The following is a 24,537-nucleotide window of genomic DNA, read 5'->3' on the forward strand; positions in this document are numbered from 1 at the left end:
TCTGCCCGGGTCCCCGGGATGCCGTCAGGCGCGGCGCCGGCGGCGGAGGGCGGTGACCGTGGCCGACGTGAGGGCCAGGAGGGCCAGGGCGGCGGCAGCCAGGCCCGGGGTGAGGCCCTTCGGGGTGAAGGTGCAGGAGACCTTGTCCGTGCCTGCGGGGATGTCCATGGAGACCAGGCCGTGGAAGCTCTTCACGGGGGCCGTGCACTGCCAGCCCGGGACGTCGGTCATCGCGAAGACCGCCGTGCCCGTGGCGCCCTCGGGGAGGGTGGCCTCGATGGTGTGGCCGCCCGCCGTGACCTTCGTGGCGCCGGTGGACGCGAGGGAGCCGATCGCGGTGTCCAGGGCGGGGCGGTCGAGGCAGCCGAGGGGGTGCTCGCCCGCCGTCGCGTCCTGCGTGCGGGTGTTCACAGCCACTGCGACCTTGCCGTCCGCGGGGACCTCGCCCAGCTTGATCACCCCGGTCATCCGGTCCTCCAGGGGGCGGGACGCGCCGGCGAAGCCGAGGGTGCCGTAGAGCTCCGGGGAGAACCAGTACGCCTCGGAGCCCGGGGTGCACCGGGCCGTGTAGGTCTGTTCGGTGGCCGTGCCGCCGCGGGTGACCTGGGGGACCTGGTACACCGTGGCGCCCAGGACGTCCTCCTGGCGGGCGTAGACGCTGTCGGCCGGGTTGGGGGAGGTGTGGGCGGTGCTGCGGACCGTCACCAGGGGAGGGGCCGGGAAGCGGTCGGCCGTCCAACTGTTCGGCGCCGTGCCCGGGCGGACCCGGGCGCCGATCGCGAAGATCGCGTCGAGCACGGGGTTGTCGGCGCCGAAGAAGGTCCGGCCGTCGTTCTTGAAGCCGTACCCGAGGGGCTCCAGGGCCCGGTACGCGGCCGCCGGCAGGTAGCTGCTGTAGTACTGCGGGCCCTCGGCCCGCAGGGCGAGGGCGTCGTTGTACGAAGTCTGCGGCGCGCCCGAATCCGTCCGGTATGCGGGCCAGCCGTCCACCTGTCGGACGGCGTCGAAGTGTGCGCCGATCGAGTGGTTCGAGGTGGCGACCGGCTTCGCCCAGCGCTCGCGGGCCCGGCGGGCGTCCGCGCCCGCGGCCGCCACCGTGGACTCCGCGAAGACCACGCCGACCATGAGGACGGCGGCCACGGGGATCAGTACCCGGTGCTTCGTACCCAGGGAGAGGAGGACCAGGGCCAGGAGCGAGACGCCTCCGCCGACCAGCACCGCGTGCCAGGTCCAGCCGCCGAAGTCGTCGGTGTGGCGGAGGACGAAGGTGGCCGCGACCAGCAGGGCGGCCGTCAGCGCCAGGTGGAGCGGGCGCGGGCGGTGGGCCAGCGCCAGCCAGGCCAGGATCACGACCATGCCGCTGAAGACGAAGGCCTCGCGGTACGGATTGCCGTTCGGCACCGCCAGCCCGTGCCACAGGTACTGGGTCGGCGGGAACTGGAAGGAGGCGGCGACGAGCAGCGTCGCCGCGGCCCACACCAGGCGGGTCTTCTTCGCGATGGCGGCGTTGAAGAGGAACGATCCGGCGAGGATCAGGCCCAGCGAGGCCACGTACAGCCGCGGCCGGCCGCCCCACAGGTGCGTGGCCGGCAGCATCCCGGCGAGGAAGACCTCGATCCGCACCGGCTCGAAGGCCCCGGCCCGGGTGGGCTGCGCGGCTCCGCTGGACAGGAACGACGGCAGCAGCAGCGGGAGGGTGAGCAGGATCCCCGTCGCGGCGGCGCTCGAGGCCCGCCACAGGGCGCGCAGCCGCTGCCGGCCGGTCATGTCCCGGGTGACCAGGCGGATGCCCAGCAGGACGCAGGCGGCCATCGTCGCCATCATCGCGGTGTAGAAGTTGCCGAACCAGGCGAGCGCGACGAACAGCGCCACCCCCGGCCAGCGGCGCTCCTCCAGGCACCACTCGACGGCGATGCCGAGGAGGGGGAGGGCGACCAGACCCCACAGCCACATGGGGATGTACGAGGCGTCGCTGAGGGCCCAGCCGCACAGCCCGTAGCAGGCGCCGAGGACCCCGCGCTGCCACCACGGGCCGGGGTGCAGCTTGCCGAGGTAGACCGTCATGACGGCGGCGGCCGCGCCCATCGTGATCGGGGTGACCGCGAAGACGGCCAGGTCGACGTGGGCGCGCGGGACCAGGACGGCCAGCCAGGAGAACGGGTTGCCGAGGTACGTGTAGTAGTCGGACAGGAACTGCTGGCCGAAGCCGCCGCGCCAGGTGAAGAGCACGTCACCGGCGGCCTTCCCGTGGACCAGGTCCCACAGCGCCCGGTGGAAGGGCACGTACTGGTTGGCCTGGTCGTTGAGGGCCCGGCCCGTGTTGCCGAACGGGAACGTGCCCCGGGCCACCCAGGCCGCGCAGAACGCGGCCGAGGTGACGAGGAACGCCAGCAGGGGCCCGTACAGACGGGCGGGTCGCGGGGACCGGCGGCGGGGCGACGGGTGGACCGGGCTGTCGGCGGCCGTCGGCTCCGTGGTGACCGTCCGCAATGTCCCGCTCCCTGGTGGTTGGTCGTGCCGTTTGGGGTGAATCGCTGAATTCGCTGCACCGCTGAATGCCGAGGCAGTTTAGTTCGCGGGGAAGGCCGCGCCGTCCGGCACCCCTTAGCACGCCTTTACCGCATGCGCGAGTCGGAGCGGCCATACGAGGGCCTCGCCCAAGCGGCACATGACCGGCGCAGATGTCCCGCTCGTCGCGCGCGGGCCTTTGTTTTGACCGGATGGGATGCGGTAGGTACGCTCAGACCTTGTGCCTGGGGTGTGCCTGGGCTCCTGTGCGTGTCCATCAACCGCATGAGAGCCGGATCAGCCACCGCGATCCATGCGTTTCCGTGCTTGCGCGGAGCTGCGCCGGATCCGACACACCCGACCGCGTGGGTCGGCAAAGTTCCAGGTTAGCTTCACTACACGGCACACAGAAACCGGAGAAGTAGTGCCTACGATCCAGCAGCTGGTCCGTAAGGGCCGGCAGGACAAGGTCGAGAAGACGAAGACGCCCGCGCTTGAGGCTTCGCCCCAGCGCCGCGGCGTCTGCACGCGTGTGTTCACGACCACCCCGAAGAAGCCGAACTCGGCGCTCCGTAAGGTCGCGCGTGTGCGTCTGACCTCCGGCATCGAGGTCACCGCTTACATTCCGGGTGAGGGACACAACCTGCAGGAGCACTCGATCGTGCTCGTGCGTGGTGGCCGTGTGAAGGACCTGCCGGGTGTTCGTTACAAGATCATCCGCGGTGCGCTTGACACCCAGGCTGTCAAGAACCGCAAGCAGGCCCGCAGCCGCTACGGCGCCAAGAAGGAGAAGTAAGAATGCCTCGTAAGGGCCCCGCCCCGAAGCGCCCGGTCATCATCGACCCGGTCTACGCATCTCCTCTGGTGACCTCGCTCATCAACAAGATCCTCCTGAACGGCAAGCGCTCCACCGCCGAGCGCATCGTCTACGGCGCCATGGAAGGCCTCCGCGAGAAGACCGGCAACGACCCGGTCATCACGCTGAAGCGCGCGCTGGAGAACGTCAAGCCGTCCCTCGAGGTCAAGTCCCGCCGTGTCGGTGGCGCGACCTACCAGGTTCCGGTCGAGGTCAAGCCGGGTCGCCAGTCGACCCTGGCTCTCCGCTGGCTCGTGGGTTACTCCCGCGCCCGCCGTGAGAAGACCATGACCGAGCGCCTGATGAACGAGCTTCTCGACGCCTCGAACGGCCTCGGTGCGGCCGTCAAGAAGCGCGAGGACACGCACAAGATGGCCGAGTCCAACAAGGCCTTCGCGCACTACCGCTGGTAGTCCCAACCCACATCGAGACCGAGAGAAGACTGAGCCGATATGGCTACCACTTCGCTTGACCTGGCCAAGGTGCGCAACATCGGCATCATGGCTCACATCGACGCGGGCAAGACGACCACCACCGAGCGCATCCTGTTCTACACCGGTGTGTCTTACAAGATCGGTGAAGTCCACGACGGCGCTGCCACGATGGACTGGATGGAGCAGGAGCAGGAGCGCGGCATCACGATCACGTCCGCCGCGACGACCTGCCACTGGCCGCTCGAGGACGTCGACCACACCATCAACATCATCGACACCCCGGGTCACGTTGACTTCACCGTCGAGGTGGAGCGTTCGCTCCGCGTCCTCGACGGTGCCGTCACCGTGTTCGACGGTGTCGCCGGTGTGGAGCCGCAGTCCGAGACCGTTTGGCGTCAGGCGGACCGCTACGGCGTGCCGCGCATCTGCTTCGTCAACAAGCTCGACCGCACCGGCGCCGAGTTCCACCGCTGCGTCGACATGATCAAGGACCGCCTCGGTGCGGTTCCGATCGTCATGCAGCTCCCCATCGGTGCCGAGGCCGACTTCCAGGGTGTCGTCGACCTCGTCACGATGAAGGCGTTCGTCTGGTCCGCCGAGGCGACCAAGGGCGAGATGTACGACATCGTCGACATCCCGGCCACGCACACCGAGGCTGCTGAAGAGTGGCGCGGCAAGCTGGTCGAGACCGTCGCCGAGAACGACGACGAGATCATGGAGCTCTTCCTGAACGGCGACGAGCCGTCCGTGGAGCAGCTGCACGCCGCCGTCCGTCGCATCATCCTCGGCTCCGGCAAGGGCAAGGGCGAGCCCACGATCACTGCGGTGTTCTGTGGCACGGCGTTCAAGAACAAGGGCGTTCAGCCCCTGCTCGACGCCGTCGTCCGCTACCTGCCGTCGCCCCTGGACATCGAGGCCATCGAGGGCCACGACGTCAAGGACGCCGAGGTCGTCGTGAAGCGCAAGCCGTCCGACGAGGAGCCCCTCGCGGCGCTGGCGTTCAAGATCATGAGCGACCCGCACCTCGGTAAGCTCACCTTCGTCCGGGTTTACTCGGGCCGCCTGGAGGCCGGCACCTCGGTGCTGAACTCCGTCAAGGGCAAGAAGGAGCGCATCGGCAAGATCTACCGCATGCACGCGAACAAGCGTGAGGAGATCGACGCGGTGGGCGCCGGCGACATCGTCGCCGTCATGGGCCTGAAGCAGACCACCACCGGTGAGACGCTGTGCGACGACAAGAGCCCCGTGATCCTGGAGTCCATGGACTTCCCGGCTCCGGTCATCCAGGTCGCCATCGAGCCCAAGTCCAAGGGTGACCAGGAGAAGCTGGGTGTCGCCATCCAGCGTCTCGCGGAGGAGGACCCCTCCTTCCACGTTCACTCGGACGAGGAGACGGGCCAGACCATCCTCGGCGGTATGGGCGAGCTGCACCTCGAGGTGCTGGTCGACCGTATGAAGCGCGAGTTCAAGGTCGAGGCCAACGTCGGCAAGCCGCAGGTCGCGTACCGCGAGACGATCCGCAAGGCCGTCGAGCGTCACGACTACACCCACAAGAAGCAGACCGGTGGTACCGGTCAGTTCGCCAAGGTGCAGATCGCGATCGAGCCGATCACGGACGCCGATGGTCCGGCGTACGAGTTCGTGAACAAGGTCACCGGTGGCCGCGTGCCGAAGGAGTACATCCCTTCGGTCGACGCCGGTGCGCAGGAGGCCATGCAGTTCGGCATCCTGGCCGGCTACGAGATGACGGGCGTCCGCGTCACGCTTCTCGACGGTGGCTACCACGAGGTCGACTCCTCCGAGCTCGCGTTCAAGATCGCCGGTTCGCAGGCCTTCAAGGAGGCCGCGCGCAAGGCTTCTCCCGTGCTCCTCGAGCCGATGATGGCCGTAGAGGTCACCACGCCCGAGGACTACATGGGTGACGTCATCGGCGACATCAACTCCCGCCGTGGCCAGATCCAGGCCATGGAGGAGCGTCACGGCGCTCGCGTCGTGAAGGGCCTCGTGCCGCTTTCGGAGATGTTCGGCTACGTCGGCGACCTCCGCAGCAAGACCTCGGGTCGCGCCAGCTACTCGATGCAGTTCGACTCCTACGCCGAGGTTCCCCGGAACGTCGCCGAGGAGATCATCGCGAAGGCCAAGGGCGAGTAACTCTTCCGAGTACACGCTTTAGGCTTGTCACCGGCAGCCTCTGGGGCAACAGGAGCCACTCCCGTTGCCCCGGGGACCGGCCGGCTTTCCAGCAAAGATCACCTGGCGCCGAACTGTAAGGCGTACAGAACCACTCTCCAGGAGGACCCCCGTGGCGAAGGCGAAGTTCGAGCGGACTAAGCCGCACGTCAACATCGGCACCATCGGTCACATTGACCACGGTAAGACGACCCTCACGGCCGCCATTACCAAGGTGCTGCACGACGCGTACCCGGACCTGAACGAGGCCTCGGCCTTCGACCAGATCGACAAGGCTCCTGAGGAGCGCCAGCGCGGTATCACCATCTCCATCGCGCACGTCGAGTACCAGACCGAGGCGCGTCACTACGCCCACGTCGACTGCCCGGGTCACGCGGACTACATCAAGAACATGATCACCGGTGCCGCGCAGATGGACGGCGCGATCCTCGTGGTCGCCGCCACCGACGGCCCGATGCCGCAGACCAAGGAGCACGTGCTCCTGGCCCGCCAGGTCGGCGTCCCCTACATCGTCGTCGCCCTGAACAAGGCCGACATGGTGGACGACGAGGAGATCCTGGAGCTCGTCGAGCTCGAGGTCCGTGAGCTGCTCTCCGAGTACGAGTTCCCGGGCGACGACCTGCCGGTCGTCCGCGTCTCCGCGCTGAAGGCCCTCGAGGGCGACAAGGAGTGGGGCGAGAAGCTCCTCGGCCTCATGGCCGCCGTCGACGAGGCCATCCCGACCCCGCCGCGTGACACCGAGAAGCCGTTCCTCATGCCCGTCGAGGACGTCTTCACGATCACCGGTCGCGGTACGGTCGTCACCGGCCGTATCGAGCGTGGTGTCCTGAAGGTCAACGAGACCGTCGACATCATCGGTATCAAGGAAGAGAAGACCACCACCACGGTCACCGGTATCGAGATGTTCCGCAAGCTGCTCGACGAGGGCCAGGCCGGTGAGAACGTCGGTCTGCTCCTCCGTGGCATCAAGCGCGAGGACGTCGAGCGCGGCCAGGTCATCATCAAGCCCGGTTCGGTCACGCCGCACACCGAGTTCGAGGCCCAGGCCTACATCCTGTCGAAGGACGAGGGTGGCCGTCACACCCCGTTCTTCAACAACTACCGCCCGCAGTTCTACTTCCGTACCACGGACGTGACCGGCGTCGTGACCCTCCCGCAGGGCACCGAGATGGTCATGCCGGGCGACAACACCGAGATGTCGGTCGCGCTGATCCAGCCGGTCGCCATGGAGGAGGGCCTGAAGTTCGCCATCCGTGAGGGTGGTCGTACGGTCGGCGCCGGCCAGGTCACCAAGATCACGAAGTAATTCGTGTTCTGACCTGGTAGCTCGCGCGAGCGGGCACCATGTTTGACAGAAGGGCCCCTTCCCTTCCGCCTCGGCGGCGGGGGAGGGGCCCTTCGTCGTACGGGCGGGCAGGACGTGCGGGACACGAGAGAGGGCCGCACCCCCGATCACGGGGTGCGGCCCTCTCTCGTGTGCTGCGGGGGAGCGGTCAGCCGGTCACGCGCAGGGACTCGGTGAACTCGTTGCAGACGGCGTAGTCGGGCAGCAGGCCGGACTCGATGGCCTCGGCCAGCGTCGGCGCGGCCTCGTCACGGGCGGACAGCAGCGGGACGTCCGCCGGCCAGTCGATGCCCAGATCCGCATCGAGCGGGTGAACCGAGTGCTCGCCGGTCGGGTTGTACGTCTCCGAGCAGAGGTACGAAAGCGTGGCGTCGTCGCTCAGCGCGCAGAACCCGTGGCCCAGGCCCTCCGGGATGTAGACCGCGCGGCGGTCCACGTCGTCGAGGCGGACACCCTCCCAGCGGCCGAAGGTCGGGGAGCCGACCCGCAGGTCCACGATGACGTCGAGCACGGCACCCCGTACGCAGGTCACGTACTTGGCCTGGCCGCGCGGTACGTCGGCGAAGTGGATGCCGCGGACCACGCCGCGCGAGGACACCGACAGGTTCGCCTGCGCCAGGTTCAGCGGGTGGCCGACGACCTCGGACAGCTTGTCGAAGCGGTACCACTCGGTGAACAGGCCGCGCGGGTCGCCGTGCAGCTGCGGGGTGATCTCGTAGGCACCCTCTATCGAGAGCTGGCGGAACTTCACCGGGAGGACTCCTCGTCGAGCAGGCTGATCAGGTAGTCGCCGTAACCGCTCTTGAGCAGCGGCTGGGCCAGCTCGCGCAGCTGCGCGGAGTCGATGAGGCCGGCCCGCCAGGCCGCCTCCTCGATGCAGCCGATCTTGAAGCCCTGGCGCTCCTCGATCACGCGGACGAACTCCGAGGCCTGGACCATGGAGACGAACGTCCCCGTGTCGAGCCAGGCGGTGCCGCGGTCGAGGATGGTGACATTCAGCTCACCGGCCTGGAGGTAGGCGTCGTTGACCGCGGTGATCTCCAGTTCGCCGCGCGCGCTGGGCTTCAGGGTGCGGGCGATCTCGACGACGCGGTTGTCGTAGAAGTACAGACCGGGCACCGCATAGCGGGACTTGGGCTTGACCGGCTTCTCCTCGATGGAGATGGCCTGGCCGTTCTCGTCGAACTCGACCACGCCGTACGCCGTCGGGTCCGCCACCGGATACGCGAAGACCCGGCCGCCCTTGGAGTCGGTGTGCTCCGCCAGGCGGGTGCCGAGACCGCTGCCGTGGAAGATGTTGTCGCCGAGGATCAGGGCGACGGACTCGTCGCCGATGAAGTCGGCCCCGAGCACGAAGGCCTGGGCGATGCCCTCGGGGCGCTCCTGGACGGCGTACTCCAGCCGGATGCCGAACTGGGAGCCGTCGCCGAGCAGTCGCTCGAACTGGGCCCGGTCCTCCGGCGTGGTGATGACGAGAATCTCACTGATTCCGGCCATGACCAGGGTGGAGAGCGGGTAGTAGATCATCGGCTTGTCGAAGACGGGGAGCAGCTGCTTCGAGACTGCCCGGGTCAGCGGCCAGAGTCGGGATCCGGTGCCACCGGCCAAGAGAATTCCACGCATGCGGCAACCCTATGCGAGAGCGTGCGGGGCGGCGCGGTCCGGGCCCGGACGGTGGTGTACGAGCGGCTAGACTCTTCGTATTATGCGCATCCTCGTGACCGGCGGCGCCGGCTTCATCGGTTCAGAATTCGTCCGCCAGCAGCTCGGTGCAGACGCATCGGCCCGGATCACGGTCTTCGACAAACTGACCTACTCCGGTGTCGAAGCCAATCTCGCCCCGGTCGCCGACCATGCCGGTTACCGCTTCGTCAAGGGCGACATCTGCGACGCCGAGGCCGTCGACCAGGTCATGCCCGGTCACGACGTCGTGGTGCACTTCGCCGCCGAGTCCCACGTGGACCGCTCGATCGCCGGCGCGGGCCCGTTCGTGATGACCAACGTCGTGGGCACGCAGGTCCTGCTGGACGCCGCCCGCAAGCACGGCGTCGGCCGCTTCGTCCACATCTCCACCGACGAGGTGTACGGCTCGATCACCGAGGGCTCCTGGACCGAGGAGTGGCCGCTGGTCCCGAACTCCCCGTACTCCGCCTCCAAGGCCTCGTCCGACCTGCTGGCCCTGGCCTACGCCCGCACGCACGGCATGGACGTCGTCGTCACGCGCTGCTCCAACAACTACGGGCACTACCAGTTCCCGGAGAAGGTCATCCCGCTGTTCGTCTCGAACCTGATGGACGGCAAGAAGGTCCCGCTGTACGGCAACGGCGGCAACGTCCGCGACTGGCTGCACGTCTCCGACCACTGCCGCGGCATCGACCTGGCCATGCGCAAGGGCCGCGCCGGCGAGGTCTACAACATCGGCGGCGGTACCGAGCTCACCAACAAGGAGCTCACCAGCGTGCTGCTCGAGGCGGCCGGCCTCGGCTGGGACATGGTCGAGCAGGTCGAGGACCGCAAGGGCCACGACCTCCGCTACTCCATCGACATCAGCAAGATCGGCGCGGAGCTGGGCTACGCCCCGCAGGTCACCTTCGAGGACGGGATCGCCGCCACGATCGAGTGGTACCGCGAGAACCGCGCCTGGTGGGAGCCGCTGAAGGCGAAGGCGGCCCTGCAGAAGTGAGGACCAACTCGCTGGCCGGGCGCTGGCTCGTCACCGGCGCCGCCGGGATGCTCGGCCAAGACGTCCTGACCGTCCTGAAGGCCTCCGGGATCGAGGCTGTGGGCCTTGGCCGCGCAGACCTCGACATCACCGACCCGGCCGCCGTCCGGGCCGCGGTCGAGGGCATCACCGTGGTGGTCAACTGCGCCGCCTGGACCGACGTGGACGGCGCCGAGACCGCCGAGGAAGCCGCCACCGCCGTCAACGGCACCGGCGTACGCGTCCTCGCCGAGGCCTGCGCCGCCGCCCATGTGCGCCTGCTGCACGTCTCCACCGACTACGTGCTGCCCGGCGACGCCTCGGAGCCGTACCGCGAGGACACCGCCACCGGGCCCGTGAACGCGTACGGCCGCTCCAAGCTGGCCGGCGAGCAGGCCGTGGCCGAACTGCTGCCGCAGGACGGCTACGTGGTCCGCACCGCCTGGCTCTACGGCGAGCACGGGCCGAACTTCGTCGCCACCATGCTGAAGCTGGCCGCCCAGCGGGACACCCTCGACGTGGTCGACGACCAGCACGGCCAGCCCACCTGGTCCCACGCGCTGGCCCGCCAGCTGGTCGAGCTCGGCCTGGCCGCGCTCAAGGGCCATGCCATGGGCGGGATCTACCACGGCACCGCGAGCGGCCGGACCACCTGGATGGGGCTCGCCCGCGAGACCTACCGGCTGAGCGGGCTCGACCCGGAGCGGATCCGGCCGACCACCTCCGCCGCGTTCGTCCGCCCGGCCGTCCGCCCCGCGTTCAGCGTGCTCGCGCACGACCGCTGGGCCGACGCGGGCCTGGCCCCGCTCGCCGACTGGCGCGAGCAGCTCGCCGAGGCGCTCGCCGCCCCCGCGTTCACGGCACTGGCCGGCGCGGCCAGGAACGGCAGTGCGAACGGCAGTACGGGATGAAGTCCCTGCTGAGCAGGCTCACCGCGGCGCTGCCGCCGGGCACCGTCGCGGTGGCCGGCGGCACCGTCGTGCTCGGTGCCGCCTCGTACGTCCACCTGGGCGTGGCCGGGTACAGCCTGTCCACGGAGGCCGTGGCGAACGTCTCGGTGCTGTGGACGATCGTCATGGCGCTCGGGCTCGGCATCTTCTTCCCGATCGAGCAGGAGCTCACCCGGATCGTCGCCGCCCGCGTGGTGCTCGGCCAGGGCGCGGCCCCCGTCCTGCGCCGGGCCACGCTGCTGACCTCGGGGATCCTCGGCACGACCCTGCTCCTCCTCGCCCTGGGCGCGGGCCCGATCGCGGACCTGCTCTTCCACGGTGACCGCGGCCTGGTGGCGGCCCTCGGCGGTGCCTTCACCGGCATGGCCGTCTGCTACCTGACCCGCGGTGTCCTGGCCGGCCTCGGCCGGTTCGGCGCGTACGGCACCCAGTTGGCCGTCGACGGCGGGCTGCGCATCGCCCTCGCCTTCGGCTGCGCGGTGTCCGGGCTGCACTCCGCGCTCGCCTTCAGCCTGGTCCTGGCCGTCGCGCCCGTCGTCGCGACGCTGATCACCCTGCCCGCGCTGCTGCGCGCGGTGGAGCCCGGCGAGGAGATCGCCTGGCGGGAACTGACCGGCGGACTCGGCCTGTTGATCTGCTCGACCCTGCTGTCCCAGGTCGTCGTCAACGCGGCGGTGATGAGCACCAAGCTGCTCGCCCCCACCGACAGCGTGCTGATCGCGGCGCTCCTCAACGCGCTGGTCCTGGCCCGGGTGCCGCTGTTCGTCTTCGGCTCGCTCCAGGCCTCGCTGCTGGGCGGGCTCACCGCCGCCTACACGGCCGGCGACCGGGCGGCGTTCTCTGCGATGCTGCGCCGGATCGGCGTGGTCGTCGGGGCGTTGGGGCTGCTCGGCGGCGTGCCCGCGACCGTCCTCGGCCCCTGGCTGATCGAGGTCCTCTTCCACGCCCAGCCCGCGCTGGGATGCCTCGACTTCTTCCTTTTGTCCGCCGGCACCGTGGCGTACATGTTCGCGATGGTGCTCGGACAGGCGTTGATGGTATTCAAGCGGCACAACCTGCAACTGCTCTGCTGGGCCATCGGCACCGTCGTCCTGATCGGGATCACTTTCGCTCCGGGTGACGTTGCCCTGCGCGTCACCCTGGCCTACGCTCTCGGGTCCCTCGCCACCGTGCTCGGTATGCTGGCCGTGCTGAGGCTGAGGTTCCCCGGAGCTGCTCCGGGCGTGACCGCAGGGCCCGGGCACAAGGTCGCCGCAAGCCCGCTGGGCGCCGGAGCGGTCGGGGAGTGACCATGCCGGCTTCCGACGTCCCATCGATCACCGAGCACGCGCACGTGCCACATTCCGCTGGAGCTACCGTGTCCCAATACGACGATGTCTGGCTGGTCATACCGGCCTATAACGAGGGCCAGGTGATCGCCGATGTGGTCGAGGGAGCGCGTGCGACCTTCCCGAACATAGTCGTCGTCGACGACGGCAGCTCCGACAACTCGGCCGAGCACATCGCGACGACCGGCGCCCACCTGGTGCGCCACCCGGTCAACCTCGGCCAGGGCGCTGCCCTGCAGACGGGCCTCAAGTACGCCCTCGCCCAGCCCGGTGCCCGCTACTTCGCGACCTTCGACGCGGACGGGCAGCACCAGACGCACGACGTCGAGAAGATGGTCCGGGTGCTGCGCGACGACGAGGCGGACGTGGTCCTCGGCTCGCGCTTCATCGAGCAGAACGGCCAGGTGCCGTGGATCAAGCGCGTCGTGCTGCGCACGGCCGCGTCGGTCAGCCCGACCGCCCGCAAGCTGAAGCTCACCGACTCGCACAACGGCCTGCGCGTGCTCAGCCGCAAGGCCGCCGAGCAGCTGAACATCACCATGAACGGCATGGCGCACGCTTCGGAGATCGTCGGTTTCCTGGCCGGTTCCGGCCTGCGCGTCACCGAGGTCCCCGTCGACATCCTCTACACCGAGTACTCGCGCGCCAAGGGCCAGTCCCTGATCAACGGCGTCAACATCATCTTTGACATCACGATGCGGGAGCGAAGCCGCTGATGAAGTACTTCTGGATCCAGCTGCTGCTCATCGCGGGCTCGGTGTCGATGGCCCTGATGTTCATACGGACGTGGGGCCAGGCGAAGAACCGCGCCTGGAAGCGCATCGCGTTCTCGCTGTTCGTCGTCGTCAACGTGTACGCCGTGCTCCGCCCCACGGACGTCACCTGGGTGGCGCACCAGCTCGGCGTCGGCCGCGGCACCGACCTCGTGCTGTACGTGATGGTGCTGGCGATGGGCTTCCTGACCCTCAACACCTTCCTGCGCTTCCGCTCGTTGGAGAAGAAGCTCACCGACCTGGCCCGGACGGTGGCCCTGAGCGAGGGCGCACGGCACAACGACGCGCGCCTCGGCTCGACCGCCGCCCACGTCACCGCCGTCGTGACCGAGGCCGGCGCCGAGCCGGAGCCCGAGATCGAGTCCGAGCCCGAGCCCGCCGACTCCGACACCGTGAAGGCCTGACGTCCCGTGGTGACCTTCGACTTCATGCTCCCCTACTACGGGGACGTGCAGCTGATGCAGGACGCCGTCCGCAGCGTCCTGGCCCAGACCGACCCGGACTTCCGCCTCGTCGTCATCGACGACGGCAAGGAGCCGGACGTGCCGGGCTGGTTCGGGGCTCTCGGCGACGAGCGGGTGCACTACACCCGCAACGAGCAGAACCTCGGCATCACGAAGAACTTCCAGAAGTGCGTACGGCTCTCCGAGGCCGACTACGTCGTCATCATGGGCTGCGACGACCTGCTGCACCCGCACTACCTGGAGACCGTCCGCGGCCTCATAGCGGCCAACCCGGGCATCGGCATGGTCCAGCCGGGCGTCGAGGTGATCGACGGCGACGGGCAGCTGACGTCCGGGCTGGCCGACCAGACCAAACGGCGGCTGTACGCCCCGCAGGTCAAGGGCCGGCGCCTGATGGGCGGCGAGGAGCTCGCCACCAGCGTGCTGCGCGGGAACTGGCTGTACTTCCCGTCGATCAGCTGGCGCGGCGAGGCCCTGCGCGGGGTCAACTTCCGCGACGAGTACTCGGTGATCCAGGACCTGGCCCTGGTGGTCGACCTCCTCGAGCTCGGCGAGCAGATGCTGATCGACGAGACCACCACGGTCTTCCAGTACCGCCGCCACGCGGTCAGCGAGTCGTCCGTGCAGGCGTTCTCCGGCACCCGCTTCACCGAGGCCGAGCGGTACTTCTCCGCCGTCGCGGCCCGTATGGACGCCCGCGGCTGGCCCAAGGCCGCACGCGCGGCCCGCTTCCACAGCGGCTCCCGGTTCCACGCCATCACCATGCTCCCCGGCGCCCTGCTCCGCGGACACCGCGAGGGCGTCCGTACGCTCGCGAAGCACGCCTTCACCGCCGGTCAGCGCGCCGACTGACATCCGCGACGAAATTGGACTGAGATGACACACCTGGCCCCCGAGGTCGTCGGAACATCCGGCCCGGCGCAGGGCCGGACCGGGACCGCGGCCCCCGGGCCGGTCCCGTCCAGCTCGACGGCCCGCCGCCCGTGGACCTCGCGGCGCCGGGTGCTCGCCCTCGCCGAGGCTGTCGTCAGCCTCACGGCGGCCCTCGGCTACATGCTGCTGAGCCGGCACATCAGCGTGAACCCGATCGTCCGCCTCGGCCAGGTCAGCGGGCTCGCCACGCTCCAGCAGTACGCCGCGGTCATCGGCCTGCCGCTGCTCGCGCTGCTCCTGTACACCGCCCACCGGGGCGCGGCCCAGCGCCATCACCTGGTCAAGCGCCTGGTCTGCGCCGTCCTGGCGGGCCTGGCCACCGGCGTGATCGCCGGCGGTGTCGTCGCCGCCCTGCGCGGCACGCCCCACCCGCTCGGCGGCCAGGAGGGCGACCCGGGCGTCCTCATCGACATGGCCAACTCGTTCCTGCACCACGAGGGGATGTCGGGCATCTACCCGCCCGCCTTCCCGGCCCTCATGGCCCTCTGGGCGAAGATCCGCTACAACGGCCGCGGCGAGACCGGCTTCGCCCTGCACGACCTGCAGATCTTCTTCACCGCCGTGGCCGGACCGATGGCCTACCTGGCCTGGCGGATACTGCTGAAGTCCTTCTGGGCGCTGCTGATCGCGGTTCCGGCCGCGGTGCTCTTCCTCGACCCGATCCGCCCGTACAGCCACATCGTCATGATCGTGCTGCTGCCGCTGCTCGGCTACTGGCTGCGCGAGATGGGCCGGGCCGGCCGGCTCACCACGCGGCACCTGCTGCTGCGCGGCACCACCCTCGGCCTAATCTTCGGCGCGCTGTTCCTCTGGTACTCCGGCTGGTACATCTGGGCCGCGCCCGGCGCGGTCGTCGCCGCGGTGTTCTTCTTCCCGTGGCGCCAGGGTGCCGGGGCGGCCAAGAAGGCGGGGCTGTACCTCGCCGTCACGCTGCTGTCGGCAGGCGTCGTCGGCGCCCCGCTGCTCTACCAGATGGTCCGGCTGGGCGCGGAGAACCCCGACCGCTACGGCTTCCTCGCCGTCTACGCAGACCCCACGTACGTCCTCGGCTGGGTCTCGGACCGGTCCGCGGCCCTGACGTACCAGACCTGGCCCGTGGCGGGCGAGATGGCCGGCCAGAGCGGGTTCGCCCTGCTGCTGCTGTTCGGGGTGGGCCTCGGCCTCGGCCTCGGCCTGCGCAACGTCATGGTCCGCACCGCGGCGGCGGTCCTGGCGGGCGCCTGGCTCGCCCGCTTCTGGTTCGCCGGGCACATGGCCCACGACAAGGCCATCCAGCTCTACCCGCGCACCACGTGGATCATCATGTACTGCCTGATGATCCTGGCCGTGCTCGGCATGATGGCCGTGGTCAACCGGGGCTCCGGGTGGATCGAGCGCACGCTGCGCCCGAGTGGTTCCGGATCCGGGGACGGGCGGGCACGGGTCATCCCGCCGCGGGTGGTCCGCCAGCTCGCCGCCGGCATGGTGTGCGTGGTCGCCCTGTTCGCGACGATGGGCGCGTCCTGGTCGGTCAACCGCTACATGCCCTCGTCCGACGTCGACTCGACGGGCATCGACGCGTACCGCGCACACGTCATCAAGAAGCGGGACGGCAGCTGCCCGCAGTTCTCTCCCCGCGAGAACTGCTGGGACATCGAGAAGAACGACTGGAAGCCCGGCCCCATCCAGGACTTCATCTGGTGCGCCGGCATCGTGGCCGACGACTGGCCCAGCGTCTGCGGGATGGAGGCGCCCAAGCGCGTCCGGTCGAGGGCGGACATCGAACGGGACGCCGAGGCCGAGAAGCAGGCCAGGAAGGAAGCCGCCGAGGCCGAGAAGAAGGCACCGAAGAAGTAGCGGCCACGCGGTCCGGTCTCCCGGGGTGCTCCCCCGGGAGACCCCACCTGTACCAGCTGTCACAGGCGACCAGTAGCATCCGCCCCGTCAGTGGTGTCGTATGGCGCAATCGCCACAGGGGTGGGAACCAACTTGAGATTGACACGCGTGCGCGGTACCGCGCTGGCGGCCGCGATCGGTGCCGCCGCCGTACTGGGCATCCAGGGATGGGCCGGGGGAGCCGAACTGGGCTCGGACGGCAACGGACCGGCGAAGGCGTACAGCGCGGGCGCCAAGGAGACCGGCCCGGTCGAGGGCGAGGTGCACAAGCTCCCGCTCAAGCCCAAGGGCAGCGGTGAAGCCGTGCTCTCGCAGCAGGGCACCGAGCCCTTCGGCCTGCTGGGCGTTTCCTGGACGGACCCCAAGGCCGAGGTGAAGGGGACCATCGAGGCCCGCGCCCGTGACGCGAAGACCGGCAAGTGGTCGCACTGGATCGCCCTCGACCCGGTGAAGGCCGGGATGGACGGCGTACGCCCCGGCGCGCACGGCTCGACGGAGCCCGTCTGGGTCGGCGCGTCCGACGGTGCCGAGGTGCGGATCAGCGGCGGCGGTGCGCTGCCCGCGGGCCTGGAGCTGAACCTGGTGGACCCGGGCGGCGCCAACAGCCCGGCGAAGAAGAGCGGCGGGCAGAAGAAGAACGGCGCCCACCAGAGCGGCTCCCTGAACGCCGGCCCGGCCGCGTTCGCCGCGCCGGCGGCCGTGGCGGCGGACCCGCCCACCACTCCGCCGTCGGTCCCCGGTCCCGTCTCCACGGCACCGGCGCCGAACGTGGTCTCCCGCGTCGCGTGGGGCGCCGACGAGACGATGAACAACGAGGGCCCGATCTACCTGCCCGGCGGGAAGGTCAAGGCGGTCTTCGTCCACCACACCGCCGACAGCCAGGCGTACGACTGCTCGCAGTCCGCGGCGATCGTCCGCGGCATCCACACCTACCACGTGAAGACCAACGGGTGGCGGGACCTCGGTTACAACTTCCTCGTCGACAAGTGCGGCACGATCTTCGAGGGCCGGCAGGGCGGTACCGACCAGCCCGTCCTCGGTGCGCACACGTACGGCTGGAACAACGAGTCGGCGGGCATCGCCGTCCTCGGCGACTACAACGCCGAGGGCGCCTCCGCCGCCGCCCAGGACGCCATCTCCAGGATCGCGGCCTACAAGCTCGGCCAGTACGACGGCGACATGAACGGCACGACGACGCTGACCGCGGGTGCCACGCAGACCAACTTCTTCGGCACCGCCTTCGAGGTCGGCAAGCCGTACACGTTCAAGTCGCTCTCGGGCCACCGGGACGGCTTCAACACCGAATGCCCGGGCAACCAGCTCTACGGGCAGCTCGGCGCGCTCCGCACCTCCGGCCCCGCGGCGCAGCTGAAGGTGGCCACCGTCAACGGTGTGCCGGTCCAGCCGGGTGTCGACGCGAAGTCCGACGGCGTCCTGTCCGTCGGCTGGTCGACCAGCACGGCGAGCGACCGCATCGGTTCGTTCGAGGTCCTGGTCGACGGGGCCTCGGCGGCGACCGCCTCCGGCACGGCCCGGACGGCGATCACGACGGTGACCGACGGCACGCACCAGGTCCAGGTCAAGGCGACCGCGCTCAACGGCAAGACCTCCACCACCCTCCCCGTGACGGTCGTGGCCGAGGTGAAGCCCGCGAAGTTCACCGCGGTCACCCCGAAGCGTCTGATGGACACGCGGGCGGGTCTGGGCGTGCCGCAGGCGAAGGTCGGGGCGGGTGGCGTGGTGACCCTGCCGGTGGCCGGTACGAACGGGATTCCCGCGGCCGGTGTGACCGCCGTGGTCCTGAACGTGACGGCGACGAACCCGACGGAGCCGAGCTTCGTGTCGGTGTACCCGAGCGGTACGACGCGCTCGAGTGCCTCGGACGCACACCAACATCGGTCCGAAGCGCCTGATGGACACCCGCGCGGGTCTGGGCGTGCCGCAGGCCAAGGTCGGTGCGGGCGGTGTCGTGACCCTGCCGGTGGCCGGTACCAACGGCATCCCGGCGACGGGTGTGACCGCCGTGGTCCTGAACGTGACGGCGACGAACCCGACGGAGCCGAGCTTCGTGTCGGTGTACCCGAGCGGTACGACGCGCTCGAGTGCCTCGGTTTCGGCGGGGCCCCCAGGACCTGGTCCTGGGGGCCCCGGACATTTCAGGGGCGGGGCATGGGAACGAACAGCGACGACGACAGGCCGGCGGTCTCCGACGAGGAGTGGGCCCGGTTCATGGAGGAGGCCCGGGCGGGCACGGGCCAGGCCCCCCGGGAACCGTCCGCCCGGGCGCGCATGGTCACCGCGCGGCTGCGGGACCAGCCCGCCGAGCCGCCCGGCTGGCGCACGGGTCCGGCCTGGCAGGAGATGCAGGGCCGGGGGAGGGGCAAGCGGCGGCTGAAGGCCGCGGGGGCGATCGTCTTCATCGCCGCCCTCGCGCTGATCGCCGTCCGCCCGGAGCTGGTCATCGACCGCGTCACCGGCAAGGCCGCCCAGAACGACGAGGCGCGCGAGCCGCTGCCCGCCGAGACCGCCCGGCCCAGCGCCCCGCCCTCCGCCCTCCACCCGGACCGGCCGACCGTCAAGGAGCCCTTCAAGGGGTCCCCGGCCCTGCAGTGGGCCGACGGGGCGGCCGGGATCGAGGTCCCGGTGGCCGAGGCCGCCGGCGGGATGAGCAAGGACCAGGTCGCAGACGCGCTGGAGAAGGCCAAGCAGTTCCTGGTCGCGGCCAACCTGGATCCGGCGACCCTGCGCGGGGAGCGGCCCGCGGCGGCGCTGGCGCTGCTCGACCCGAAGCTGAAGGAGGAGCTGGACCGCGTCGACGACTCGCTGACGGCTCCGACGAAGGAGAACGACCCGCTGCACCTGTTCAGCCGGGTCAAGGCGGCCGAGCTGAAGCCCGCGGGCGACGTGGTCAAGGTCCGCGGCCGGATGTGGGTGGAGCCCGGCAAGGAAGCCGGCCAGGCCCAGGTGCTGGCCGACTACACCTTCGTCTATCCGTTCGTGAAGGCGAAGCCGGGGGCCGAGCAGGTGGAGCGCACCATCGTGCGGCGCGAGATCACCTTCTCCGTCGCCGACCCGCGCAAGTGGCAGGCCACCGCCGGCAAGCTCTGGCTGGACAAGTTCGACGTCGACCTCGCCAACAGCGCCTGCGGCGTGTACGACGGATTCCTGCACCCCGTCTTCGACGAGGACACGCCGACCGGGCCCACGCCCTCCGGGACCCCCGTGGACCCGTACGACCGCAGCAAGAGCCTGGAGGCCGCCGGGCCGGAGGGCTGCGGCACGCTCTCGCGGTCCTGAAGCGAGCTGCGACCGGTCGTGGCAAGGGCCTCGGAAAGGTTTCCGAGGCGTGTGGGGTTGCCGGGGCGGACCCCAAGGGGCGCCCGGGCAATCCCACCGCGGGGCGCGGTTTGACCGATCACCGTGGAGGGGTATTCTCTTCGGCCCGATTGGCGCAGTACGTGTCTTGTATGGCAGACTACTCAAGTTGCTCGGCTGAGTGCCGATGCTGCGCGCCTCCCGCCGGGAGGACCGGAAGCGAGTCCCACAGTACTCGTCGCCTTTATCTGCCTTTCGGGGCAGCAATGGGGCGGACGTACGGGAATCTTCTGGGAAGCGTCAGCACGGTGCCTGCCAGGCGCTCGGTGGGTGTTTCTCCCCCGAACCGCGGTCCTGGGACCGCACCCCCTTGGACGAGGGAATTTCCGTATGGGAATTTTCTGTGGAGGGAGTGCGACACGCCCGACCGCGTGGGTCGGCGAGAAGCGGTGGAGAGATCCACAGCCGACCGAGAGCCAGAGCGTTTCCACAACAGACAGGACTACGGAGTAGCCATGGCGGGACAGAAGATCCGCATCCGGCTCAAGGCCTACGACCACGAGGTCATCGACTCCTCGGCGAAGAAGATCGTCGAGACGGTGACCCGCACTGGTGCGTCGGTCGCAGGCCCGGTGCCGCTGCCCACTGAGAAGAACGTGTACTGCGTCATCAAGTCGCCGCACAAGTACAAGGACTCGCGCGAGCACTTCGAGATGCGCACGCACAAGCGCCTGATCGACATCCTCGACCCGACGCCCAAGACCGTTGACTCGCTGATGCGCCTGGACCTTCCGGCCGGCGTTGACATCGAGATCAAGCTCTGAGAGGCGTCGAGAAGATGGCAAAGCAGATCAAGGGCGTCCTGGGCGAGAAGCTCGGCATGACCCAGGTCTGGGACGAGAACAACCGTGTCGTCCCGGTGACCGTCGTCAAGGCCGGGCCCTGCGTCGTTACCCAGGTCCGTACGAACGACATCGACGGCTACGAGTCGGTCCAGATCGCCTTCGGCGAGATCGACCCGCGCAAGGTGAACAAGCCCCTCAAGGGCCACTTCGCCAAGGCCGACGTGACCCCGCGCCGCCACCTGGTGGAGCTCCGCACCTCCGACGCCAGCGAGTACACGCTCGGCCAGGAGATCACCGCCCAGGTGTTCGAGTCCGGCGTCAAGGTTGACGTCACGGGCAACAGCAAGGGCAAGGGCTTCGCCGGTGTCATGAAGCGGCACAACTTCCGGGGCCTCGGCGCCGGTCACGGTGTGCAGCGCAAGCACCGCTCCCCCGGTTCGATCGGTGGCTGTGCCACCCCTGGGCGTGTCTTCAAGGGCATGCGCATGGCTGGTCGTATGGGCAACGAGCGCGTCACCACCCAGAACCTGACCATCCACGCGGTAGACGCGGAGAAGGGTCTGCTCCTCATCAAGGGCGCAGTCCCCGGTCCGAACGGCGGCCTCGTCCTGGTCCGTACCGCGGCCAAGGGGGCTTGAGGTTAATGAGCACCATTGACATCCTTTCGCCGGCAGGCGACAAGGCCGGTACCGTCGAGCTCCCCGCGGAGATCTTCGACGCGAAGACCAGCGTTCCGCTGATCCACCAGGTCGTCGTCGCACAGCTGGCTGCTGCCCGTCAGGGCACGCACAAGACGAAGACCCGTGGCGAAGTCCGTGGTGGTGGCCGCAAGCCGTACCGCCAGAAGGGCACCGGCCGCGCCCGTCAGGGTTCGACCCGCGCTCCGCAGTTCGCCGGCGGTGGCGTCGTCCACGGCCCGCAGCCGCGTGACTACTCGCAGCGGACCCCCAAGAAGATGAAGGTCGCCGCCCTCCGCGGTGCCCTCTCGGACCGTGCGCGTCACTCCCGCATCCACGTCGTCACCGGCGTGGTCGAGGGTGCCGTCTCCACGAAGGCCGCCAAGACGCTGTTCGGCAAGATCTCGGAGCGCAAGAACCTGCTCCTGGTCGTCGAGCGTGCCGACGAGGCCGCGTGGCTGTCCGCCCGCAACCTGCCCCAGGTTCACATCCTGGAGCCGGGCCAGCTGAACACGTACGACGTGATCGTCTCTGACGACGTGGTCTTCACCCAGGCCGCGCTCGAGTCCTTCGTGTCTGGCCCCAAGGCCGATGAGACCGAAGGGAGCGACGCCTGATGTCTGAGGCGACCGTTACCAGCAAGACCTTCACTGACCCGCGCGACCTGCTGATCAAGCCGGTTGTCTCGGAGAAGAGCTACGCGCTGCTGGACGAGAACAAGTACACGTTCATCGTCGCGCCCGGCGCCAACAAGACCCAGATCAAGCAGGCCGTCGAGGCGGTCTTCTCGGTCAAGGTCACCGGGGTCAACACGATCAACCGTCAGGGTAAGCGCAAGCGCACCAAGACCGGTTTCGGCAAGCGCGCTGACACCAAGCGCGCCATCGTGACCCTCGCTGAGGGCGACCGTATCGACATCTTCGGCGGCCAGGCCTCCTAACGGAGGTCTAGTCGTCCGGAATCGGACGAGGACTGAGAAATGGGTATCCGCAAGTACAAGCCGACGACCCCGGGCCGTCGTGGCTCCAGCGTCGCCGACTTTGTCGAGATCACGCGGTCCACGCCGGAGAAGTCGCTGGTTCGCCCGCTGCACAGCAAGGGCGGCCGTAACAACACCGGTCGGATCACCGTTCGCCACCAGGGTGGTGGACACAAGCGCGCCTACCGCGTGATCGACTTCCGTCGTCACGACAAGGACGGCGTGCCGGCCAAGGTCGCGCACATCGAGTACGACCCCAACCGCACTGCGCGCATCGCGCTCCTGCACTACGCGGACGGCGAGAAGCGCTACATCATCGCTCCTCGCGGTCTGAGCCAGGGCGACCGGATTGAGAACGGCCCCACGGCCGACATCAAGCCGGGCAACAACCTGGCCCTCCGCAACATCCCGGTCGGTACCACGATCCACGCGATCGAGCTCCGTCCCGGTGGTGGCGCCAAGTTCGCCCGTTCCGCGGGTGCCTCCGTGCAGCTGCTGGCGAAGGAGGGCACGATGGCCCACCTTCGTATGCCGTCCGGTGAGATCCGCCTGGTCGACGCGCGCTGCCGCGCGACGGTCGGCGAGGTCGGCAACGCCGAGCAGTCGAACATCAACTGGGGCAAGGCCGGCCGCATGCGCTGGAAGGGCGTTCGCCCGTCCGTCCGCGGTGTCGCGATGAACCCGGTTGACCACCCGCACGGTGGTGGTGAGGGCAAGACCAGTGGTGGTCGCCACCCGGTCTCCCCGTGGGGTCAGAAGGAGGGTCGTACTCGCTCGCCGAAGAAGGCTTCGAGCAAGTACATCGTCCGCCGCCGCAAGACGAACAAGAAGCGCTAGGAGCGGGTTTAGATGCCGCGCAGTCTCAAGAAGGGACCCTTCGTCGACGGACACCTCGTGAAGAAGGTGGACGCTCAGAACGAAGCTGGTACCAAGAACGTCATCAAGACCTGGTCCCGTCGCTCGATGATCATCCCGGCCATGCTGGGTCACACCATCGCGGTGCACAACGGCAAGACCCACGTCCCGGTGTTCGTCACCGAGTCGATGGTCGGCCACAAGCTCGGCGAGTTCTCGCCGACTCGCACCTTCCGCGGCCACGTCAAGGACGACCGGAAGTCGAAGCGCCGCTAAAGGCGGGGTGGTAACGACTATGACTTACACCGAAGGGACAACCATGGAAGCCAGGGCCCAGGCGCGGTACATCCGCGTCACGCCCATGAAGGCCCGCCGCGTGGTGGACCTTATCCGTGGCATGGATGCCACGGAGGCTCAGGCGGTCCTGCGTTTCGCCCCGCAGGCCGCGAGCGTGCCGGTCGGCAAGGTGCTGGACAGCGCCATTGCCAACGCCGCACACAACTACAACCACCCGGACGCCTCCACGCTGGTCATCAGCGAGGCGTACGTGGACGAGGGCCCGACCCTGAAGCGGTTCCGTCCGCGTGCCCAGGGCCGTGCCTACCGGATCCGCAAGCGGACCAGCCACATCACCGTGGTCGTCAGCAGCAAGGAAGGTTCCCGGTAATGGGCCAGAAGGTAAACCCGCACGGGTTCCGGCTCGGCATCACCACCGACTTCAAGTCGCGTTGGTACGCCGACAAGCTGTACAAGGACTACGTCAAGGAAGACGTCGCCATCCGTCGGATGATGACGTCCGGCATGGAGCGCGCCGGCATCTCGAAGGTTGAGATCGAGCGCACCCGTGACCGCGTGCGTGTGGACATCCACACCGCTCGTCCGGGCATCGTCATCGGCCGCCGTGGCGCCGAGGCCGACCGCATCCGCGGTGACCTCGAGAAGCTCACGGGCAAGCAGGTCCAGCTGAACATCCTCGAGGTCAAGAACCCCGAGCTCGACGCTCAGCTGGTTGCCCAGGCCGTTGCCGAGCAGCTCTCCTCCCGCGTCTCCTTCCGTCGTGCCATGCGCAAGAGCATGCAGGGCACGATGAAGGCCGGCGCCAAGGGCATCAAGATCCAGTGTGGCGGCCGTCTCGGCGGCGCCGAGATGTCCCGCTCCGAGTTCTACCGCGAGGGTCGTGTGCCGCTGCACACGCTGCGCGCGAACGTGGACTACGGCTTCTTCGAGGCCAAGACCACCTTCGGCCGTATCGGTGTGAAGGTCTGGATCTACAAGGGCGACGTCAAGAACATCGCCGAGGTTCGCGCCGAGAACGCTGCGGCCCGTGCGGGTAACCGCCCGGCCCGTGGTGCAGGCGCTGGCGACCGTCCCGCCGGCCGTGGTGGCCGTGGTGGCGAGCGCGGCGGCCGTGGTGGCCGCAAGCCGCAGCAGGCTGCTGGTGCCGAGGCCCCCAAGGCCGACGCTCCCGCCGCCGCTCCGGCCGAGAGCACCGGAACGGAGGCCTGACCG

General features: G+C 69.2%; 23 protein-coding genes. 20 read left to right on the top strand and 3 right to left on the bottom strand.

The window, feature by feature from the left end:
* Positions 1-24 precede the first annotated feature (24 nt).
* Positions 25-2,490 carry a YfhO family protein gene (locus tag IF09_RS0121645; RefSeq protein WP_051832725.1) on the bottom strand — a complete coding sequence of 822 codons (2,466 nt, stop codon included), beginning with the start codon at positions 2,488-2,490 and terminating at the stop codon, positions 25-27.
* A 442-nt stretch (positions 2,491-2,932) separates the two neighbouring features.
* Between IF09_RS0121645 and rpsL the strand changes: the two genes are divergently transcribed.
* The 4 genes from rpsL (at position 2,933) to tuf (ending at position 7,294) form a co-directional block, all read left to right on the top strand.
* Positions 2,933-3,304: a 30S ribosomal protein S12 gene (gene rpsL, locus IF09_RS0121650; protein ID WP_007265893.1), complete on the top strand. Its 372-nt coding sequence runs from the start codon at positions 2,933-2,935 to the stop codon at positions 3,302-3,304.
* A 2-nt stretch (positions 3,305-3,306) separates the two neighbouring features.
* A complete protein-coding gene (gene rpsG / locus IF09_RS0121655) occupies positions 3,307-3,777 on the top strand; it encodes a 30S ribosomal protein S7 (protein WP_007265894.1) in 471 nt (156 codons plus the stop codon).
* 39 nt (positions 3,778-3,816) lie between these two features.
* Complete coding sequence (fusA, locus tag IF09_RS0121660; RefSeq protein WP_030298184.1) at positions 3,817-5,949, top strand: elongation factor G; 2,133 nt, start codon at positions 3,817-3,819, stop codon at positions 5,947-5,949.
* A 151-nt stretch (positions 5,950-6,100) separates the two neighbouring features.
* On the top strand, positions 6,101-7,294 hold the full coding sequence (gene tuf, locus IF09_RS0121665; protein ID WP_030298186.1) for an elongation factor Tu: 1,194 nt from the start codon (positions 6,101-6,103) through the stop codon (positions 7,292-7,294).
* 187 nt (positions 7,295-7,481) lie between these two features.
* Here the strand turns inward: tuf and rfbC are convergent, their stop codons facing one another.
* Both rfbC and rfbA read right to left on the bottom strand, forming a co-directional pair.
* Positions 7,482-8,084: a dTDP-4-dehydrorhamnose 3,5-epimerase gene (gene rfbC, locus IF09_RS0121670; protein WP_030298188.1), complete on the bottom strand. Its 603-nt coding sequence runs from the start codon at positions 8,082-8,084 to the stop codon at positions 7,482-7,484.
* Positions 8,081-8,956 carry a glucose-1-phosphate thymidylyltransferase RfbA gene (gene rfbA / locus IF09_RS0121675; protein WP_030298189.1) on the bottom strand — a complete coding sequence of 292 codons (876 nt, stop codon included), beginning with the start codon at positions 8,954-8,956 and terminating at the stop codon, positions 8,081-8,083. The genes rfbC and rfbA overlap by 4 nt, the downstream gene beginning before the upstream one ends.
* Positions 8,957-9,038: 82 nt before the next feature.
* Here rfbA and rfbB point away from each other — a divergent pair, with 82 nt between their 5' ends.
* The 16 genes from rfbB to rpsC all read left to right on the top strand — a co-directional run bounded on the left by rfbB (position 9,039) and on the right by rpsC (position 24,534).
* Entirely contained in the window at positions 9,039-10,016 is a 978-nt protein-coding gene (gene rfbB / locus IF09_RS0121680) for a dTDP-glucose 4,6-dehydratase (RefSeq protein ID WP_030298191.1), read from the top strand.
* Positions 10,017-10,027: 11 nt separating this feature from the next.
* Positions 10,028-10,945 carry a dTDP-4-dehydrorhamnose reductase gene (rfbD, locus tag IF09_RS0121685; protein WP_267882164.1) on the top strand — a complete coding sequence of 306 codons (918 nt, stop codon included), beginning with the start codon at positions 10,028-10,030 and terminating at the stop codon, positions 10,943-10,945.
* Complete coding sequence (locus IF09_RS0121690) at positions 10,942-12,273, top strand: hypothetical protein (RefSeq protein WP_199920462.1); 1,332 nt, start codon at positions 10,942-10,944, stop codon at positions 12,271-12,273. Before rfbD ends, IF09_RS0121690 begins: the two co-directional genes overlap by 4 nt.
* A 68-nt stretch (positions 12,274-12,341) precedes the next feature.
* Positions 12,342-13,028: a glycosyltransferase family 2 protein gene (locus IF09_RS0121695; RefSeq protein WP_030298195.1), complete on the top strand. Its 687-nt coding sequence runs from the start codon at positions 12,342-12,344 to the stop codon at positions 13,026-13,028.
* Entirely contained in the window at positions 13,028-13,489 is a 462-nt protein-coding gene (locus IF09_RS40465; RefSeq protein WP_037635629.1) for a DUF2304 domain-containing protein, read from the top strand. The genes IF09_RS0121695 and IF09_RS40465 overlap by 1 nt, the downstream gene beginning before the upstream one ends.
* 6 nt (positions 13,490-13,495) lie before the next feature.
* Positions 13,496-14,401: a glycosyltransferase family 2 protein gene (locus IF09_RS0121705; RefSeq protein WP_106975109.1), complete on the top strand. Its 906-nt coding sequence runs from the start codon at positions 13,496-13,498 to the stop codon at positions 14,399-14,401.
* Positions 14,402-14,425: 24 nt separating this feature from the next.
* Positions 14,426-16,318 carry a hypothetical protein gene (locus IF09_RS0121710; protein WP_030298201.1) on the top strand — a complete coding sequence of 631 codons (1,893 nt, stop codon included), beginning with the start codon at positions 14,426-14,428 and terminating at the stop codon, positions 16,316-16,318.
* 147 nt (positions 16,319-16,465) lie between these two features.
* Positions 16,466-19,654: a peptidoglycan recognition protein gene (locus IF09_RS48230; RefSeq protein WP_078613378.1), complete on the top strand. Its 3,189-nt coding sequence runs from the start codon at positions 16,466-16,468 to the stop codon at positions 19,652-19,654.
* Positions 19,655-20,187: 533 nt separating this feature from the next.
* Positions 20,188-20,496: a 30S ribosomal protein S10 gene (gene rpsJ, locus IF09_RS0121725; RefSeq protein ID WP_003948644.1), complete on the top strand. Its 309-nt coding sequence runs from the start codon at positions 20,188-20,190 to the stop codon at positions 20,494-20,496.
* A 14-nt stretch (positions 20,497-20,510) separates the two neighbouring features.
* The gene (gene rplC, locus IF09_RS0121730) at positions 20,511-21,155 is read left to right on the top strand and encodes a 50S ribosomal protein L3 (protein WP_008739720.1); all 645 of its coding nucleotides are present in this window, start codon (positions 20,511-20,513) and stop codon (positions 21,153-21,155) included.
* A 5-nt stretch (positions 21,156-21,160) separates the two neighbouring features.
* Complete coding sequence (gene rplD, locus IF09_RS0121735; protein ID WP_030298210.1) at positions 21,161-21,811, top strand: 50S ribosomal protein L4; 651 nt, start codon at positions 21,161-21,163, stop codon at positions 21,809-21,811.
* The gene (gene rplW / locus IF09_RS0121740) at positions 21,811-22,134 is read left to right on the top strand and encodes a 50S ribosomal protein L23 (protein ID WP_030298212.1); all 324 of its coding nucleotides are present in this window, start codon (positions 21,811-21,813) and stop codon (positions 22,132-22,134) included. Before rplD ends, rplW begins: the two co-directional genes overlap by 1 nt.
* A gap of 39 nt (positions 22,135-22,173) precedes the next feature.
* Positions 22,174-23,010 (top strand): 50S ribosomal protein L2, encoded by an 837-nt coding sequence (gene rplB / locus IF09_RS0121745; RefSeq protein WP_030298213.1) that lies wholly within the window; start codon positions 22,174-22,176, stop codon positions 23,008-23,010.
* A gap of 12 nt (positions 23,011-23,022) precedes the next feature.
* The gene (gene rpsS, locus IF09_RS0121750) at positions 23,023-23,304 is read left to right on the top strand and encodes a 30S ribosomal protein S19 (protein WP_030154697.1); all 282 of its coding nucleotides are present in this window, start codon (positions 23,023-23,025) and stop codon (positions 23,302-23,304) included.
* Positions 23,305-23,347: 43 nt separating this feature from the next.
* The gene (gene rplV, locus IF09_RS0121755; RefSeq protein ID WP_007265904.1) at positions 23,348-23,695 is read left to right on the top strand and encodes a 50S ribosomal protein L22; all 348 of its coding nucleotides are present in this window, start codon (positions 23,348-23,350) and stop codon (positions 23,693-23,695) included.
* Entirely contained in the window at positions 23,695-24,534 is an 840-nt protein-coding gene (gene rpsC / locus IF09_RS0121760) for a 30S ribosomal protein S3 (RefSeq protein WP_007265905.1), read from the top strand. Before rplV ends, rpsC begins: the two co-directional genes overlap by 1 nt.
* Positions 24,535-24,537 lie beyond the last annotated feature (3 nt).

The organism is Streptomyces katrae (assembly GCF_000717655.1).
Taxonomy (GTDB): domain Bacteria; phylum Actinomycetota; class Actinomycetes; order Streptomycetales; family Streptomycetaceae; genus Streptomyces; species Streptomyces katrae_B.